The organism is Streptomyces solicavernae (assembly GCF_029968095.1).
In the GTDB taxonomy this organism is placed as follows: domain Bacteria; phylum Actinomycetota; class Actinomycetes; order Streptomycetales; family Streptomycetaceae; genus Streptomyces; species Streptomyces solicavernae.
The window spans coordinates 135,344-151,688 of the sequence record NZ_JASCIR010000016.1 but is presented as its reverse complement, the minus strand read 5'-3'; the positions used below and the strand labels follow the sequence as shown (position 1 = coordinate 151,688).

The window sequence follows — 16,345 nt, the reverse complement described above, 5'->3', positions numbered from 1 at the left end:
GGGGAGACGCCCCCTAGGGCCTGTGGGTAGCGGCCTGTGCGTAGTGGCCTGTGCGTAGTGGCCTTGGGCGCGGGCATGAAAAAGCCGGTCCACCCGAGGGTGGACCGGCTTTCTACAGCAACCAGCTAGGTGGCCGCGCTACACGTTCGTCAGCGCGAGACCTTGCCGGCCTTGATGCACGAGGTGCAGGCGTTGAGCCGCTTCGGCGTCCCACCGATCACGGCACGCACGCGCTGGATGTTCGGGTTCCAGCGACGGGGCGTGCGGCGGTGCGAGTGGGAGATGTTGTTGCCGAAGCCCGGCCCCTTGCCGCAGACGTCGCAGTTGGCAGCCACGGGTCACTCCAAAGACTTCAGATGCACTTACGGTTGATCCCGGCATGCCGGGATCTAGTGATCTGTTTGGCGGTGCCAGGGGGAAGGTTGGCCCGACTCTCGTCAGGCAACCGAAGCAGCATACAACGACCGCTTCGGTAGAACGAAACTACCATGACCGCCCGGGGGCCTGCCCCGGGCGGTCTCCCCACCGGGGACTACGCTGCGGGACGACCCCTGAGCAAGGAGGCAGCCGGTGCCCCAGACCCCCGACGCCGAGGTGGTGCGCACCTGGTGCCGACTGGCGCTCCGCGCCCTGGGGAAGGCCCGCGAGGAGATCGACGCGATCAACGTCTATCCCGTCGCCGACGGGGACACGGGCACCAACCTGTACCTGACCGTGGAATCGGCCGCACGCGCGGTAGAGGCGGTTTTCGCCGCCCATGAGGCGGCGGGCGCCGGCCCGGGCCCTTCCCTGGCGGACGCCGTACGCGCGCTGGCGCACGGTGCGCTCATCGGGGCCTGCGGCAACTCCGGCACGATCCTGGCGCAGCTGCTGCGGGGCATGGCCCAGGTGCTGGCCGAACGGGCCGAGCGGGCCGAGCAGGCCGAGCAGGCCGAGCGTGACGCTGTTCACGGCGAGCCCGGCGACGCGGAGGTGGGCGACGACGCCGCACTGCTGCGGCTCGCGCTGCGCCGGGCCGCCGAGTCCGGCTATCAGGCGGTGGCGCATCCCGTGGAGGGCACCGTCCTGACGGTCGCCACCGCCGCGGCCGAGGCGGCACAGCGCACGGCCGGGGACTGCGCGGCGGTTGCCACCGCCGCGTACGAGGGCGCCGCCGCGGCCCTGGAGGCGACGCCGGAGCAGCTGGCCGTGCTCGGCCGCGCGGGCGTCGTCGACGCGGGCGGCCAGGGCCTCGTCGCGGTCCTCGGGGCGCTCGTGCAGGCCCTGTCGGGGCGGCCGCCGGCCCATCGGCCGCCGCCCCGTCCCGTACGGCAGCAGTCCGGCCCGCACGCGCGCGTGCGGGGCGACGTAAGGGACGCGCTGCTCGCGGACCACGTCGACTGCGCGGCCGACAGCGACGCAGAGGGCAGTGGGCCGGTGTTCGAGGTGATCTACCTCCTGGAGGCCGACGACGCCGCCGTGGCCCGGCTCCGCGCCCGCCTCGACGGCCTGGGCGACTCCCTGGTCGTGGTCGGCGGGGACGGGCTGTGGAACGTCCATGTGCACGTGGACGACGCCGGTGCCGCGGTCGAGGCGGGCGTCGAGGCGGGACGCCCGTACCGCATCCGGATCACACACTTCGGGGCGCAGGACGCGCACAGCGCCGGGCACGCCGGGCACTCGAAGCAGCCGCGCGAGCGGGCGCAGCGCGCGATCGTCGCGGTCGTGCCCGGCGAGGGCCTGGCCGAGCTGTGCGGCGAGGCCGGGGCGACCACCGTGCTCGCGCGGCCCGGCGAGCCACCGGCGAGCGGCGAGCTGGTCGACGCGATCCGGCGTGCGCACGCGCGCGAGGTGGTGCTGCTGCCCAACGACCCGGAGCTGCGGTACACCGCGGCGGCCGCGGCCGAGCAGGCCCGCGCGGAGGGCGTACGGGTCGCGCTGATCCCGACGCGCTGCGCGGTGCAGGGCATCGCGGCGCTCGCCGTGCACGAGCCGGACCGGCGCTTCGACGAGGACGTGGTCGGCATGACCTCGGCGGCCGGAGCCACCCGCTACGCCGAACTCGCCGTCGCCGAGAGGCAGTCGTGGACCACGGCGGGCATCTGCCAGGCCGGGGACCTGCTCGGCCTGATCGACGGGGACGTCGCGGTGATCGGTGCCGACATCACGGCCACGGCGGCCGCGGTGCTCGACCGGATGCTGTCCGCGGGCGGCGAGATGGTCACGCTCGTCCTCGGCGACGACATACCCGGATCGGTCGGCGCCGCCCTCGCGGAACATGTGCGCGAGCACCACCTCGCGGTCGACACCGTCGTGTACCGGGGCGGACGGCGGTCGCCGCTGATGCTCATCGGCGTGGAGTAGTGGAGTAGGGGCGCGGGAGTGCTCATCGGCGTGGAGTAGGGGCGCGGGAGCCGTGGCTCGGGGGACGGCGGCCCGGCACGGCCGGGTTATCCACAGGCCCGGCGCGTTGTCGGTGGCGTGGTGTGGAATGGATTCGTGCCCGCGCTCGAAGAACCCCTGAAGAAGACGCTCGGCCCCGCCACCGCGAAGGTGATGGCCGAGCACCTCGACCTGCACACGGTCGGCGACCTCCTCCACCACTACCCCCGGCGGTACGCGGAGCGAGGCGAGCTGACCACGCTCTTTGACCTGCCCCTGGACGAGCACGTCACGGTGGTCGCGCAGGTCGCGACCGCCCGCGTCCTGAAGTTCAACGGCGGCCGCGGACAGCGCCTGGAAGTCACCATCACCGACGGCAGCGGCCAGCTCCAGCTGGTCTTCTTCGGCCGCGGCATCCACAAGCCGCACAAGGACCTGCTGCCCGGCACCCGCGCGATGTTCGCGGGCAAGGTGTCCGCGTTCAACCGCAAGCTCCAGCTCGCCCACCCCGCGTACCAACTCCTGCGCGGCGGCAGCGGACCGGAGGCGGAGGACGCCGTCGAGTCCTGGGCCGGGGCGCTCATCCCGATCTACCCGGCCACCGCCAAACTGGAGTCCTGGAAGATCGCCAAGGCGGTGGACGCGGTGCTGCCGAGCGCGCAGGACGCCGTGGACCCGTTGCCGCCCTCGCTGCGCCAGGGCCGGGGCCTGGTGGCGCTCCCCGAGGCGCTGCTGAAGATCCACCGGCCGCACGCCAAGGCGGACGTCGCCGCCGCGAAGGACCGCCTCAAGTGGGATGAGGCCTTTGTCCTCCAAGTCGCCCTGGCCAGGCGCCGGTTCGCCGAGACGCAGCTGCCCGCCGCGCCCCGCCGCCCCACCGCGGACGGCCTGCTCGACGCCTTCGACGCCAAGCTGCCCTTCACCCTCACCGACGGCCAGCAGCGGGTCTCCAAGGAGATCTTCGACGACCTCGCGACCGAACACCCGATGCACCGGCTGCTGCAGGGAGAGGTGGGTTCCGGCAAGACGATGGTGGCGCTGCGCGCCATGCTCGCCGTGGTCGACGCGGGCGGGCAGGCCGCGATGCTCGCGCCCACGGAAGTCCTCGCCCAGCAGCATCACCGCTCGGTCACCGAGATGATGGGGGAGCTCGCCGAGGGCGGCATGCTGGGCGGCTCCGAGCACGCCACCAAGGTCGTCCTCCTCACCGGCTCGATGGGCGCCGCCGCCCGCCGCCAGGCCCTGCTCGACCTCGCCACGGCGGAAGCCGGAATCGTCATCGGCACGCACGCCCTGATCGAGGACAAGGTGCAGTTCCACGACCTCGGCCTGGTCGTCGTGGACGAGCAGCACCGCTTCGGCGTCGAGCAGCGCGACGCCCTGCGCAGCAAGGGCAAACAGCCGCCGCACCTCCTGGTGATGACGGCGACGCCCATTCCGCGCACGGTCGCGATGACGGTCTTCGGCGACCTGGAGACCTCCGTACTCGACCAACTCCCCGCCGGGCGCTCGCCGATCGCCAGCCATGTCGTCCCCGCCGCCGACAAGCCGCACTTCCTGGCCCGCGCCTGGGAACGCGTCCGCGAGGAGGTCGAGAACGGCCACCAGGCGTACGTGGTCTGTCCCAGGATCGGGGACGACCTGGACGACAAGTCCGCCAAGAAGAAGTCCGCCGAGGACGAGGCGGAGAAGCGCCCGCCGCTCGCCGTCGTCGAGGTCGCCGAGCAGCTCACCGCCGGACCTCTGAAGGGCCTGCGCGTCGAGGTGCTGCACGGCCGCATGGCGCCCGAGGACAAGGACGCCGTGATGCGCGCCTTCGCCGCCGGCGAGGTGGACGTCCTGGTGGCGACGACGGTCATCGAGGTCGGGGTGAACGTCCCCAACGCCACCGCCATGGTGATCATGGACGCCGACCGCTTCGGCGTCTCCCAGCTGCACCAGCTGCGCGGCCGCGTCGGCCGGGGCTCCGCCCCGGGCCTGTGCCTGCTGGTCTCCGAGATGCCCGAGGCCAGCCCCGCGCGCGCCAGACTCGGCGCCGTCGCCGCCACCCTGGACGGCTTCGAGCTCTCCCGTATCGACCTCGAACAGCGCCGCGAGGGCGATGTGCTGGGCCAGGCCCAGTCCGGTGTGCGCTCCTCGCTGCGGGTCCTCGCGGTCATCGACGACGAGGAGATCATCGCCGAGGCCCGCGAGGAGGCCGTCCGGATCGTCTCCGCCGACCCGGAGCTCACCCGGCTCCCCGCCCTCCGCACGGCCCTCGACGCACTGCTCGACAAGGACCGGGAGGAATACCTGGACAAGGGCTGACCAACCGGACGGAGAGCCGGGGCCGGGCGGCGCCGACCCCCGGGCCGCCCGCCTCCGCCCCCGCCTATCGTTGAGTGACCCCACCCTCGCCCCTGAGCACCCCCTGACCTCGAAGGACGCAGATGACCCGCGTGATCGCCGGCCGCGCCGGCGGACGCCGACTGGCCGTACCGCCGGGGACCGGCACCCGCCCCACCTCGGACCGCGCCCGCGAGGGCCTGTTCTCCACCTGGCAGTCGCTCCTCGGCGGCCCCCTCGAAGGCGAACGCGTCCTCGACCTGTACGCGGGCTCGGGCGCCGTCGGCCTCGAAGCGCTGTCCCGGGGCGCGGGCCACGCACTCCTGGTCGAGACGGACGCCCGAGCGGTCCGCACGATCCGGGAGAACGTCAAGGCGCTCGCCCTGCCCGGCGCCGAGGTCCGGGCCGGCAAGGCGGCCTCGGTCATCGCGGGCCAGGCCCCCGACGCGCCGTACGACCTGGTGTTCCTCGACCCGCCGTACGCCGTGAGCGACGACGATCTTCGGGAGATTCTGCTCACACTCCGTGCCCAGGGCTGGATCGCTGAGCAAGCGCTCGTCACCGTGGAGCGCAGCACCAGAGGCGGGGAATTCGGCTGGCCGGACGGCTTCGAGGGGCTTCGGTCCCGGCGTTACGGCGAGGGCACGTTTTGGTACGGTCGCGCCGCCTCCACCAGCGAGGAACCCACCTCATGAACGCATCGTCAGGACCCGAGAGCGAGGGACTTCAGTTGCGCCGCGCCGTCTGTCCGGGGTCGTTCGACCCCATCACCAACGGACACCTCGACATCATCGCCCGCGCCTCCAAGCTCTACGACGTGGTCCACGTCGCGGTGATGATCAACCAGTCCAAGAAGGGCCTGTTCGAGATCGAGGAGCGGATCGAGCTGATCCGCCAGGTCACCACCGAGTTCGGCAACGTCGAGGTGGAGGCCTTCCACGGCCTGCTCGTCGACTTCTGCAAGCAGCGCGACATCCCCGCCATCGTCAAGGGGCTGCGCGCCGTCAGCGACTTCGACTACGAGCTGCAGATGGCCCAGATGAACAACGGCCTCTCCGGCGTCGAGACCCTGTTCGTGCCCACCAACCCCACGTACAGCTTCCTCTCCTCCTCGCTCGTCAAGGAGGTGGCGGCCTGGGGCGGTGACGTCTCGCACCTGCTGCCGCCGCTGGTGCACGCCGCGCTGACCGAGCGCCTGGCCAAGAACGGCTGAGCCCGCCCGGGCCGGAGGGGGCGGGCCCCGGGGAGCTGACGTTCCGTCACCCGGTGTCGGTGGGGCGGCCGCTGCCCGTACAGTCGCCTTGTCCGGCTCCCGGCCGGGCGCAGACTCCTGGGGGGCGTCTCCCCGGGGGCCCTACCAGGCAGAGAGTGGCGAGTACACGGTGGACGTGGACGTGCAGAAGAAGCTGGACGAGATCGTCGAAGCGGTCGAGGGCGCCCGGTCCATGCCGATGTCGGCCTCGTGCGTGGTCAACCGGTCCGAGCTGCTCGCGCGACTCGAAGAGGTCCGCGAAGCCCTGCCCGGCTCCCTCGCCCAGGCGCAGCAGGTGCTCGGCAGCGGCGACCAGCTGGTCGAGCAGGCCCGCCAGGAGGCCGACCGCATCATCGAGTCGGCCCGCGCCGAACGCGGCTCGCTGGTGTCGGACACCGCGGTCGCCCGCCAGTCCCAGGACGAGGCCGACCGCATCCTCGCCAAGGCCCGCGCGGAGGCCGAGGAGATCCGCCAGGATGCCGACGAGTACGTCGACTCCAAGCTCGCCAACTTCGAGGTCGTCCTCACCAAGACCCTCGGCTCGGTCGGCCGCGGCCGCGAAAAACTCCTCGGCACCGGGCAGGGCCTGGACGCCCAGGGGTACGAGGACCCGGACTTCACCGAGGCCCCCGAGCGCAGCCAGGACCCGGAGACCCTGCGCCAACGCGCGGACGGGTACGTGGACGTGAAGCTCGGCGCCTTCGAGGCCGTGCTCTCCAAGACCCTGGAGGCGGTCGGCCGCGGCCGGCAGAAGCTCCAGGGCCGCGTCGCCTCCGACGACCTCGGCGGGCTCGGCGCCTTCGACGCCCCCGGCCACCAGCACCTCGCCAGCGACGCGGACTACCTCGCGGACCTCGCCGAGCCCCAGCCCCAGCCCCACCCCGAGGCCCAGCCCCACCCCGAGCCTCAGCTTCACCAGCAGCCCCAGCCCCAGCCTCACCAGCAGCCCCAGCCGTACCAGCCCCCGACCCCGCCTCCGCCGCCGCCCGCCGCCCCGGCCCCGGTCCCCGCGCAGCAGCCGTACGGCCAGGACCCGTACGGCTACCAGCAGCAGGACCCGTACGCGTACCAGCAGATGCCGCAGGAGTACGCGCAGCAGGACCCGTACGCGTACCAGCAGCAGGACCCGTACGGCTATCAGCAGCAGAGCCAGGACTTCGGGCAGCAGGCGCACTACCCGGACGGCGCGCAGCAGCAGGGTCCCGCGCTCGACGAGACCAGCCTGTTCGACACGAGCATGATCAGCGTCGACCAGCTGCGGGAGTACGAGCGGGAGTACGGACAGGGGCGCGGGCCGGGGCAGTGAGCGCCCCTGGTCATGCCCCCGGTCATGCCCCTGGTCATGCCCCTGGTCATGCCCCCGGGCATGCCCCTGGCCAGTGGTAAGAGGGCGGATTGGGCCGACAGCGAAAGGTCCAGTATCCTGGCTCTTCGGTCGCGCGTGCGCTCTGTCGTTTCTTGACGCCCGCGGCCAGGCGCTCCGCTCACAGCGGGGTCAGCCTCCCCGAGACTTCGATGATCGAAAGCAGGAAAAGCCCTGAACGCCCGCCTCGACCACCGCAACCCCCTCGTGTTCGACACACACGAGTTGGGTCGGCGTCCCGGTGCGCTCCAGCGGCTGACCCGCACGATCGACGCACCCTCCTCAGACGCAGTCTTCGGCATCCAGGGAGTCATCGGTGTGCCCGGTGGCGCTCCGGTCGAGCTGGAGCTCCGGCTTGAGTCCGTCATGGAAGGGGTGCTTGTCACAGGCACCGCCCGTGCACGGGTCGAGGGGGAGTGCGTAAGGTGTCTGGAGCCGCTGGAGCGTGAGCTCGAAGCGGACTTCCAGGAAATGTTCACGTACCCCGACGCCGATGACCGTGGCCGCAGCAAGCAGGCGGAACCGGCCGACGACGCCGAGGACGAGGACATGACCCCCCTCGAGGACGGACTCTTCGACCTCGAACCCGTGCTGCGCGATGCGGTGGTGCTCGCACTGCCCATGCAGCCGGTGTGCCAGGACGACTGCCCGGGTCTGTGCGCCGAATGCGGTGCGCGGCTCGCGGACGACCCGGACCACCACCACGACGCCGTCGACATCCGTTGGGCGGCATTGCAGGGACTCGCTGATTCGCTCCAGGACGGCGAGAAGGACGAGATGAGCGGCGCCGAAGCGGAAGCTGGCGTCGACGAGAAGCAGGAGAAGTAGCCGTGGCTGTTCCGAAGCGGAAGATGTCGCGCAGCAACACGCGCCACCGCCGGTCGCAGTGGAAGGCTGCGGTCCCCACCCTGGTTTCGTGTGAGCGTTGCCAGGAGCCGAAGCAGCAGCACATCGCGTGCCCGAGCTGCGGCACCTACAACAAGCGCCAGGTCCTAGAGGTCTGAGCGGCTGGTGAGAGGCACCGTGTCTAGCCACAAAACGGCGGATGACGCCAAAGCGGCAAACGCCAAGAAGCAGGCGGAGAACACGGCCTCGTCCCACACGCTTCTGGAAGGGCGGCTCGGCTACCGGCTTGAGTCCGCCCTTCTGGTGCGTGCGCTGACCCACCGTTCCTACGCGTACGAGAACGGCGGCCTGCCGACGAACGAGCGCCTTGAGTTCCTCGGGGACTCCGTGCTCGGCCTCGTCGTCACGGACACGCTGTACCGCACCCACCCCGACCTGCCCGAGGGCCAACTGGCCAAGCTGCGGGCCGCGGTGGTCAATTCGCGTGCGCTGGCCGAAGTGGGCCGCGGGCTCGACCTCGGCGCCTTCATCCGGCTCGGCCGGGGCGAAGAAGGCACGGGCGGCCGGGACAAGGCGTCCATTCTCGCCGACACCCTCGAAGCGGTGATCGGTGCCGTCTATCTCGACCAGGGCCTCGACGCGGCCTCCGAGCTGGTCCACCGGCTCTTCGACCCGCTGATCGAGAAGTCCTCCAACCTCGGTGCCGGCCTGGACTGGAAGACCAGCCTCCAGGAGCTCACCGCGACCGAAGGCCTCGGCGTGCCCGAGTACCTGGTCTCGGAGACCGGCCCCGACCACGAGAAGACCTTCACCGCTGCCGCCCGCGTCGGAGGCGTCTCGTACGGCACCGGCACCGGTCGCAGCAAGAAGGAAGCGGAACAGCAGGCCGCCGAGTCCGCGTGGCGTGCGATTCGCGCCGCGGCGGACGAGCGGGCCAAGGGCGAAGCCGCCGAGGGGGCGGACGCCGACAGCGCCCCCGAATCGGCGAAGGCCTGACGCCGACGCCGACGCCGAGCCGCAAGCCGTTCCGCAGGCAGGCTGTACGACGGCCCGTCCCGTTCTCCTACGGGGCGGGCCGTCGGCTTCTTAAGGAGACTTGCCGGGCGGGCCGTCGGCCGTGCATCCACACCTACGTACCGGGGGAGGACCCGTGCCCGAACTGCCCGAGGTCGAAGTCGTCCGCCGCGGCCTTGAGCGCTGGGTCTCCGGACGCGTCGTGGCCGAGGTCCAGGTGCTGCACCCGCGGTCCGTACGCCGCCACCTCGCCGGCGGGCCCGACTTCGCGGCCCGGCTCAAGGGGCACGGCATCGGGGTGGCCCGGCGGCGCGGCAAATACCTGTGGCTGCCGCTCACCGATTCGCCCGAGGCGGTCCTGGCGCACCTCGGCATGAGCGGACAGCTCCTCCTGCAGCCGCAGGACGCCCCCGACGAGAAGCACCTGCGCATCCGCGTCCGCTTCGCCGACGAGCTCGGCACCGAGCTGCGCTTCGTCGACCAGCGCACCTTCGGCGGGCTCTCCCTGCACGGCACCACCGCCGACGGCCTGCCCGACGTCATCGCGCACATCGCCCGCGACCCGCTCGACCCGGCCTTCGACGAGGAGGCCTTCCACCAGGGCCTGCGCCGCAGCCGTACGACGATCAAGCGGGCGCTGCTCAACCAGTCGCTGATCAGCGGCGTCGGCAACATCTACGCGGACGAGGCGCTGTGGCGCGCCAAGCTGCACTACGAGCGGCCCACCGCGACGTTCACGCGCCCCCGCACCATCGAACTCCTCGGCCACATCCGCGACGTCATGAACGCCGCGCTCGCCGTGGGCGGCACCAGCTTCGACAGCCTGTACGTGAACGTGAACGGCGAGTCCGGCTACTTCGACCGGTCCCTCGACGCGTACGGGCGCGAGGGTGAGCCGTGCCGGCGCTGCGGTACGCCGATACGGCGACGGCCGTGGATGAATCGGTCCAGCTACTTCTGTCCGCGGTGCCAGCGGGTGCCGCGGGGATAGGTGCGGGCGCGTGGTTTCCCCTGCACCCCTGCCCGCCCCTTCCCGAAAGTCCCGCCGGACGGGCCGGATCACGTGCCCCGACAGGGGCGCGGGGAACTGCGCGACCAGCCACGACGGCGCGGCAGCCGAAAAGCAGCCGGAGGGGATCAAGAGCCCGCAGGGCGAGCGACGGCGCCCGAGTCGACGGTGCCGAACTCCCAGGGGAGACGCCCCTAGAACCCGAAGTCCTGCGTCCACCAAGGCCCGCCCGGCGCGAAGTGCGCGCCGACGCCGAGGGTCCTGTACTCGCAGTTGAGGATGTTCGCGCGGTGGCCCGGGCTGGCCATCCAGGAGTCCATGACGGACTGGGCGTTGGTCTGCCCGCGGGCGATGTTCTCGCCGCCGAGGTTCGTGACACCGGCCTGTTCCGCACGGTCCCAGGGCGTGTCGCCGTCGGGGTCGGTGTGGTCGAAGAAGCCGCGCTCGGCCATGTCCTCGCTGAAGTCGCCCGCCAGGTCCGCGAGGGCGGCGTCGGCCGTCACCGGGCTGCAACCGGCCTGCGCCCGCTCCTGGTTGACCAGCGACAGCACCTCGGCCTCGGCGGCCTGGCCGGAGTCCGGGGACGGCGCCGACGGCTTGGCGGGGGCGGCCTCGGGCTTCGCCGGCACCGGCTGCTCGCTCTTCGGCTTCTCGGCCTTCTTCTCGGCGCCACCCGCGCCGGCGTCCGCGGAGGACTTCTCGGGCGAGGGCGCGGACGAGGACGAGGACGACGACGGCGACGGGGACTTCGACGGCGAGGCGGAACGGGTCGGCGACGACGAGGTCTTCGACGGCTCGGGCCGGTCGGAGCCACGGCTCGCGGGGCTCTCCGGACGGTCCGGGGACGCCGAGGCCCCGCCCTGTGTCTCCAGGTCGGTCGGGCTGCCGGCCGACTGCACACGGCTCGACTCGTTGCCGTCGCCGGAGAACGCGTCGCCGGGTATCAGGCCGGAGGCGACCGCCACGGCGCCCATCGCCACCGCAGCCGAGACGCCGAGCAGACCGGTGCGCACGGGCACCGACGCCCGCTTCGCCCGACGGTGGGAGTGCGTGCCGCCCGTGCGTACGGTGTCCGCCGGGTGCTGCTCTTCGCTCGCGCCCGCGGCGCCGACGCGTCGGTGGCGTCCCATCTGGTGGCCTTCCTGATCCCTGAGGTTCTTGTGCTTCACCCGAACGAGTGAGGCTCGGCTGTCGCGACTGTACGTGAAGGGAATGTGGGGGCGAAGTGCTGTACAGGCAATTGGCCGGTTAGCTTTCCCACATGAATGAAGAGGTACGGCTCACCGCCTGGGTCCGCGGTCAAGTGCAAGGAGTGGGCTTTCGCTGGTTCACCAGGGCGAAGGCTCTTGAGATCGGCGGCCTGGTCGGCTTCGCCCTCAATCTGGCCGACGGCCGCGTACAGGTCGTCGCCGAGGGCACCCGTACCGGATGTGACGCACTGCTCAGCTGGCTCCAGGAGGGCGACACACCCGGCAGGGTCGACGGCGTCACTGAGATCTGGGACACGCCCCGCGGCATCTACGACACCTTCGCCATCCGGTGAGGGCCGACGGCAGCCCGGGCGTCGCCGACGGCGCCCGGCTGCCGCGGCGGTCGCGGCCGCGTGCGGACAGCGCCTGTCCGCGTACGGAAAGCGAGAGTCGCGTACGGAAAGCGCCTGGTCGCGCACGGAAAGCACCTGGTGGTTGCCAATATTGGCTTGTCGTGCCAGGCTGCGCGGACAAGAATGATCTCCACGCCCCCAGGGCCCCGAAGGAGAGCAGCGCCGCCCGTTCCCCGGCCGCGCGCCCCCGGGTCGCCCGCCAATACGGGGTGTGATCGTGTTGACCGTCAAACTTTTTGGTGAGACTCTGGAAGTCCCCGCGCACCCTGGCTGTTTGGCATGTGGGAACGGCAATCAAAACAAGCAGTGCCATTCACCGCGGGTGCTTCCCTCACGACCCACACCGATTCGGTCGGTCACTCAGTGTGGAGGACCATCCATCATGGCAAAGGCGCTTCTCGGTTACGTCGGCGGCTCCGACCCGCGACTCCTCGCCGAGATGCGACGGCTCCAGCAGCGCGTCCAAGACCTGGAATCCGAGCTCGTACGCATCCAGGCCGAGAACGACGCGCTGGCTACTGCTGCCGCTTCTCACGAAGGCGACTCGTTTCTGGAGAGCATTGACGTACCCCAGGCGGAGCCTGCACTGACCTGAGCTGCTGCCGCGTGAGGCATCACTCGGGGCTGCCCGTGTCAGCCGCTTGAGAAGATCTGCAAGGGACGCTTCGGCGTCCCTTTTTCTTTGCCGTGCCTCCGCCCCCTCGGTTTCCCCGTTCCCCCTCAACGTCTGATGTGCCCTGCACCTTCCGCGATGAAACCGCGTGTTCATGCCGTGAGACGCGGCGGTTCATGGAGCCGGGGCGAGGCCGAAAGGTAGAGTCCGGCGGCGTGCACCTCAAGGCCCTGACCCTGCGCGGGTTCAAATCCTTCGCCTCGGCGACCACACTGCGCTTCGAGCCGGGCATCACCTGCGTCGTCGGACCCAACGGCTCCGGCAAGTCGAACGTGGTGGACGCGCTCAGCTGGGTCATGGGCGAGCAGGGCGCCAAATCGCTGCGCGGCGGCAAGATGGAGGACGTCATCTTCGCCGGCACCACCGGGCGGCCCCCGCTCGGCCGGGCCGAGGTGTCGCTGACCATCGACAACTCCGACGGCGTGCTGCCCATCGAGTACGCCGAAGTCACCATCACGCGGATCATGTTCCGCAACGGCGGCAGCGAGTACCAGATCAACGGCGACACCTGCCGACTCCTCGACATCCAGGAGCTGTTGTCCGACTCCGGCATCGGCCGCGAGATGCATGTCATCGTCGGCCAGGGCCGGCTCGACTCCGTACTGCACGCCGATCCCATGGGGCGCCGCGCCTTCATCGAGGAAGCGGCCGGAGTGCTCAAGCACCGCAAGCGCAAGGAGAAGGCGCTGCGGAAGCTGGACGCGATGCAGGCCAACCTCGCGCGCGTGCAGGACCTCACGGACGAGCTCAGGAGACAGCTCAAGCCCCTCGGCCGGCAGGCCGCGGTCGCGCGCCGGGCCGCCGTCATCCAGGCCGACCTGCGCGACGCCCGCCTCCGCCTCCTCGCCGACGACCTGGTCACGCTGCGGGAGGCGCTGCGCAGCGAGGTCGCCGACGAGGCGGAGCTGAAGCGGCGCAAGGAGCAGGCCGAGGCGCGGCTCAAGGCGGCGCTCGCGCGGGAGGCCGAGCTTGAGGGCGAGGTGCGCCGGCTCGCACCGCGGCTGCAGCGGGCGCAGCAGACCTGGTACGAGCTGTCACAGCTGGCCGAGCGGGTGCGCGGCACGATCTCGCTCGCTGACGCCCGGGTGAAGAGCGCCACCACCGCGCCCGCCGAGGAGCGGCGCGGCCGCGACCCCGAGGACATGGAGCGCGAGGCCGCCCGGATCCGCGAGCAGGAGGCCGAGTTGGAGGCCGCGCTCGAAGCGGCCGAGAGGGCCCTGGAGGACACGGTCGCCCACCGGTCCGAGCTGGAGCGGGAGTTGGCGCGCGAGGAGCGGCGCCTGAAGGACGTGGCGCGGGCGATCGCCGACCGCCGCGAGGGCCTGGCCCGCCTGAACGGCCAGGTGGGCGCGGCCCGCAGCAGGGCCGCTTCGGCGCAGGCCGAGATCGACCGCCTGGCCGCCGCGCGCGACGAGGCACAGGAGCGGGCGGCCGCGGCCCAGGAGGAGTACGAGCAGCTCAAGGCGGAGGTCGACGGGCTCGACGCCGACGACTGCGAGCTCGGCGAACGCCACGACGCGGCCAAGCGCGAGCTGGCCGACGCCGAGGCGGCCCTCACCGCGACCCGGGAGGCGGCCACGGCGGCGGAGCGGAAGCGGGCGGCGACGGCGGCCCGGCGCGAGGCGCTCGCGCTCGGGCTTCGCCGCAAGGACGGTACGGGGGCGCTGCTCGCCGCGCAGGAACAGCTGGCCGGGCTGCTCGGCCCGGCCTCCGAACTCCTCACCGTCACACCGGGGTTCGAGGTGCCGGTGGCGGCGGCGCTCGGGGCGGCGGCCGACGCGCTCGCCGTGACGACCCCGGCGACGGCCGCCGAGGCGATCCGGCTGCTCCGCAAGCAGGACGCGGGCCGCGCGGCCCTGCTGCTCGGCGGCGCCCCCGGTGACGTACCGGCGCAGCAGCACGAAGGGGCGCCGTTCGCCGCCGAACTGGTGCGTGGGCCCGAGGAGTTGATGCCCGCGGTGCGGCGGCTGCTTCGCGGGGTCGTCGTGGTCGGCACGCTTGAGGACGCCGAGGATCTGGTCTACGCGCGTCCGGAGTTGACGGCCGTGACCGCCGAGGGCGACCTGCTGGGTGCGCACTTCGCGCAGGGCGGCTCTGCCGGGGCGCCGAGCCTGATCGAGGTGCAGGCGTCGGTGGACGAGGCCGCGGCCGGGCTTGAGGAGTTGGCCGTACGGTGTGAGGCGCTGGCGGACGAGCAGCGGCGGGCGGTGGAGCGCAGGCGGGAAAGTGCCGCGCTCGTCGAGGAGTTGGGGGAGCGGCGGCGGTCCGCGGACCGGGAGAAGTCGGCCGTCTCGCAGCGGCTCGGCCGGCTCGCCGGGCAGGCGCGCGGCGCCGCGGGCGAGGCCGAGCGGTCGGTGGCGGCGGCGGCCCGCGCGCAGGAGGCCCTGGACCGTGCCCTCGAAGAGGTGGCGGAGCTGGCCGAACGGCTCGCCGTGGCAGAGGAGTTGCCGGTCGAGGAGGAGCCGGACACCTCCGTACGGGACCGGCTTGCCGCCGACGGGGCCAATGCGCGGCAGACCGAGATGGAGGCGCGGCTGCAGGCGCGGACGCACGAGGAGCGGGTCAAGGGGCTCGCGGGGCGTGCCGACGGCCTGGACCGGGCGGCGCGCGCCGAGCGGGAGGCCCGCGCGCGGGCCGAACAGCGCAAGGCGCGGCTGCGGCGCGAGGCGGCCGTCGCGGAGGCGGTCGGCGCGGGCGCCCGGCAGCTGCTCGGCCACGTGGAGGTGTCCCTCGTACGGGCCGAGGAGGAGCGGGCCGCGGCCGAGCGGGCCAAGGCGGAGCGCGAGCAGGAGCTGGTGGCGGAGCGGAACGCCGGCCGGGACCTGAAGGCGGACCTTGACCGGCTGACCGACTCGGTGCACCGGGGCGAGGTCCTCGGCGCCGAGAAGCGGATGCGGATCGAGCAGCTGGAGTCGAAGGCGCTGGAGGAGCTGGGCGTCGAGCCGGCCGGGCTGGTCGCGGACTACGGCCCTGACCAGCCCGTACCGCCGTCGCCGCCCGCCGAGGGCGAGGAACTGCCCGAAGACCCGGAGCACCCGCGGAACCGGCCGCGGCCCTTTGCGCGCGGCGAGCAGGAGAAGCGGCTCAGGGCGGCCGAGCGGGCGTACCAGCAGCTCGGGAAGGTCAACCCGCTGGCGCTTGAGGAGTTCGCGGCGCTGGAGGAACGCCACAAGTTCCTGAGCGAGCAGCTGGAGGACCTGAAGAAGACCAGGGCCGACCTCCTTCAGGTCGTGAAGGAGGTCGACGAGCGGGTCGAGCAGGTCTTCACCGAGGCGTACCACGACACGGCGCGGGAGTTCGAGGGCGTTTTCGCGCGGCTGTTCCCCGGTGGTGAGGGCCGGCTGATCCTGACCGATCCCGACAACATGCTGACCAGTGGTGTGGACGTCGAGGCGCGGCCGCCGGGCAAGAAGGTCAAGCGGCTCAGCCTGCTCTCGGGCGGCGAGCGGTCGCTCACGGCGGTGGCGATGCTGGTCGCGATCTTCAAGGCGCGGCCCAGCCCGTTCTATGTGATGGACGAGGTCGAGGCGGCCCTCGACGACACCAACCTGCAGCGGCTGATCCGGATCATGCGGGAGCTGCAGGAGTCCTCGCAGCTGATCGTGATCACGCACCAGAAGCGCACGATGGAGGTCGCGGACGCGCTGTACGGGGTGTCCATGCAGGGCGACGGCGTCTCGAAGGTCATCAGCCAGCGGCTGAGCTGAGCTCTCGGGGGAGTGGCAGCGGCTGAGCTGAGCTGTCGCGGGAATGGCAGCGGCTGAGCTGCGCTCTCGCCGCGCGGGCGGGCCGACCGTTCCGTCCGGTTCCCCCTAAATAAGTTCAAGCGTTGAAGTTCTGGTAACTCTGTGTGTCCAAGAACTCCTAACTCTCGGGCTATTGACTTCGACACTTGAAGG

At 71.9% G+C, this 16,345-nt stretch carries 14 protein-coding genes; 12 read left to right on the top strand and 2 right to left on the bottom strand.

Annotated features, from left to right (window positions below):
* Window positions 1-149 precede the first annotated feature (149 nt).
* Complete coding sequence (gene rpmB, locus QIS99_RS19775; RefSeq protein WP_282514873.1) at window positions 150-335, bottom strand: 50S ribosomal protein L28; 186 nt, start codon at window positions 333-335, stop codon at window positions 150-152.
* A 235-nt stretch (window positions 336-570) separates the two neighbouring features.
* Between rpmB and QIS99_RS19770 the strand changes: the two genes are divergently transcribed.
* The 9 genes from QIS99_RS19770 (at window position 571) to mutM (ending at window position 10,152) form a co-directional block, all read left to right on the top strand.
* Window positions 571-2,343, top strand: coding sequence for a DAK2 domain-containing protein (locus tag QIS99_RS19770; RefSeq protein ID WP_282514872.1), 1,773 nt, complete (start codon window positions 571-573; stop codon window positions 2,341-2,343).
* 192 nt (window positions 2,344-2,535) lie between these two features.
* Complete coding sequence (recG, locus tag QIS99_RS19765; RefSeq protein ID WP_282514881.1) at window positions 2,536-4,668, top strand: ATP-dependent DNA helicase RecG; 2,133 nt, start codon at window positions 2,536-2,538, stop codon at window positions 4,666-4,668.
* Between the two features lie 122 nt (window positions 4,669-4,790).
* Window positions 4,791-5,381, top strand: coding sequence for a 16S rRNA (guanine(966)-N(2))-methyltransferase RsmD (gene rsmD, locus QIS99_RS19760; protein WP_282514871.1), 591 nt, complete (start codon window positions 4,791-4,793; stop codon window positions 5,379-5,381).
* 35 nt (window positions 5,382-5,416) lie between these two features.
* Window positions 5,417-5,899, top strand: a complete 483-nt coding sequence (gene coaD, locus QIS99_RS19755; RefSeq protein ID WP_282514880.1) for a pantetheine-phosphate adenylyltransferase — start codon at window positions 5,417-5,419, stop codon at window positions 5,897-5,899.
* A 175-nt stretch (window positions 5,900-6,074) separates the two neighbouring features.
* The gene (locus tag QIS99_RS19750; RefSeq protein ID WP_282514870.1) at window positions 6,075-7,244 is read left to right on the top strand and encodes an ATP synthase F0 subunit B; all 1,170 of its coding nucleotides are present in this window, start codon (window positions 6,075-6,077) and stop codon (window positions 7,242-7,244) included.
* A 231-nt stretch (window positions 7,245-7,475) separates the two neighbouring features.
* The gene (locus QIS99_RS19745) at window positions 7,476-8,129 is read left to right on the top strand and encodes a YceD family protein (RefSeq protein WP_282514879.1); all 654 of its coding nucleotides are present in this window, start codon (window positions 7,476-7,478) and stop codon (window positions 8,127-8,129) included.
* Between the two features lie 2 nt (window positions 8,130-8,131).
* Window positions 8,132-8,305, top strand: a complete 174-nt coding sequence (gene rpmF / locus QIS99_RS19740) for a 50S ribosomal protein L32 (protein ID WP_026165248.1) — start codon at window positions 8,132-8,134, stop codon at window positions 8,303-8,305.
* Between the two features lie 7 nt (window positions 8,306-8,312).
* Window positions 8,313-9,143, top strand: coding sequence for a ribonuclease III (gene rnc, locus QIS99_RS19735; protein WP_282514869.1), 831 nt, complete (start codon window positions 8,313-8,315; stop codon window positions 9,141-9,143).
* Window positions 9,144-9,297: 154 nt separating this feature from the next.
* Window positions 9,298-10,152, top strand: coding sequence for a bifunctional DNA-formamidopyrimidine glycosylase/DNA-(apurinic or apyrimidinic site) lyase (gene mutM / locus QIS99_RS19730; protein ID WP_282514868.1), 855 nt, complete (start codon window positions 9,298-9,300; stop codon window positions 10,150-10,152).
* A gap of 212 nt (window positions 10,153-10,364) precedes the next feature.
* On the opposite strand, the gene QIS99_RS19725 is transcribed toward mutM, so the two are convergent.
* Window positions 10,365-11,300 (bottom strand): CAP domain-containing protein, encoded by a 936-nt coding sequence (locus tag QIS99_RS19725; RefSeq protein ID WP_282514867.1) that lies wholly within the window; start codon window positions 11,298-11,300, stop codon window positions 10,365-10,367.
* Between the two features lie 131 nt (window positions 11,301-11,431).
* Here QIS99_RS19725 and QIS99_RS19720 point away from each other — a divergent pair, with 131 nt between their 5' ends.
* The 3 genes from QIS99_RS19720 (at window position 11,432) to smc (ending at window position 16,153) form a co-directional block, all read left to right on the top strand.
* Window positions 11,432-11,713, top strand: a complete 282-nt coding sequence (locus QIS99_RS19720) for an acylphosphatase (protein ID WP_282514866.1) — start codon at window positions 11,432-11,434, stop codon at window positions 11,711-11,713.
* A 442-nt stretch (window positions 11,714-12,155) separates the two neighbouring features.
* Window positions 12,156-12,368 carry a hypothetical protein gene (locus QIS99_RS19715; protein ID WP_161700093.1) on the top strand — a complete coding sequence of 71 codons (213 nt, stop codon included), beginning with the start codon at window positions 12,156-12,158 and terminating at the stop codon, window positions 12,366-12,368.
* 233 nt (window positions 12,369-12,601) lie between these two features.
* A complete protein-coding gene (smc, locus tag QIS99_RS19710) occupies window positions 12,602-16,153 on the top strand; it encodes a chromosome segregation protein SMC (RefSeq protein ID WP_282514865.1) in 3,552 nt (1,183 codons plus the stop codon).
* Window positions 16,154-16,345: the final 192 nt, after the last annotated feature.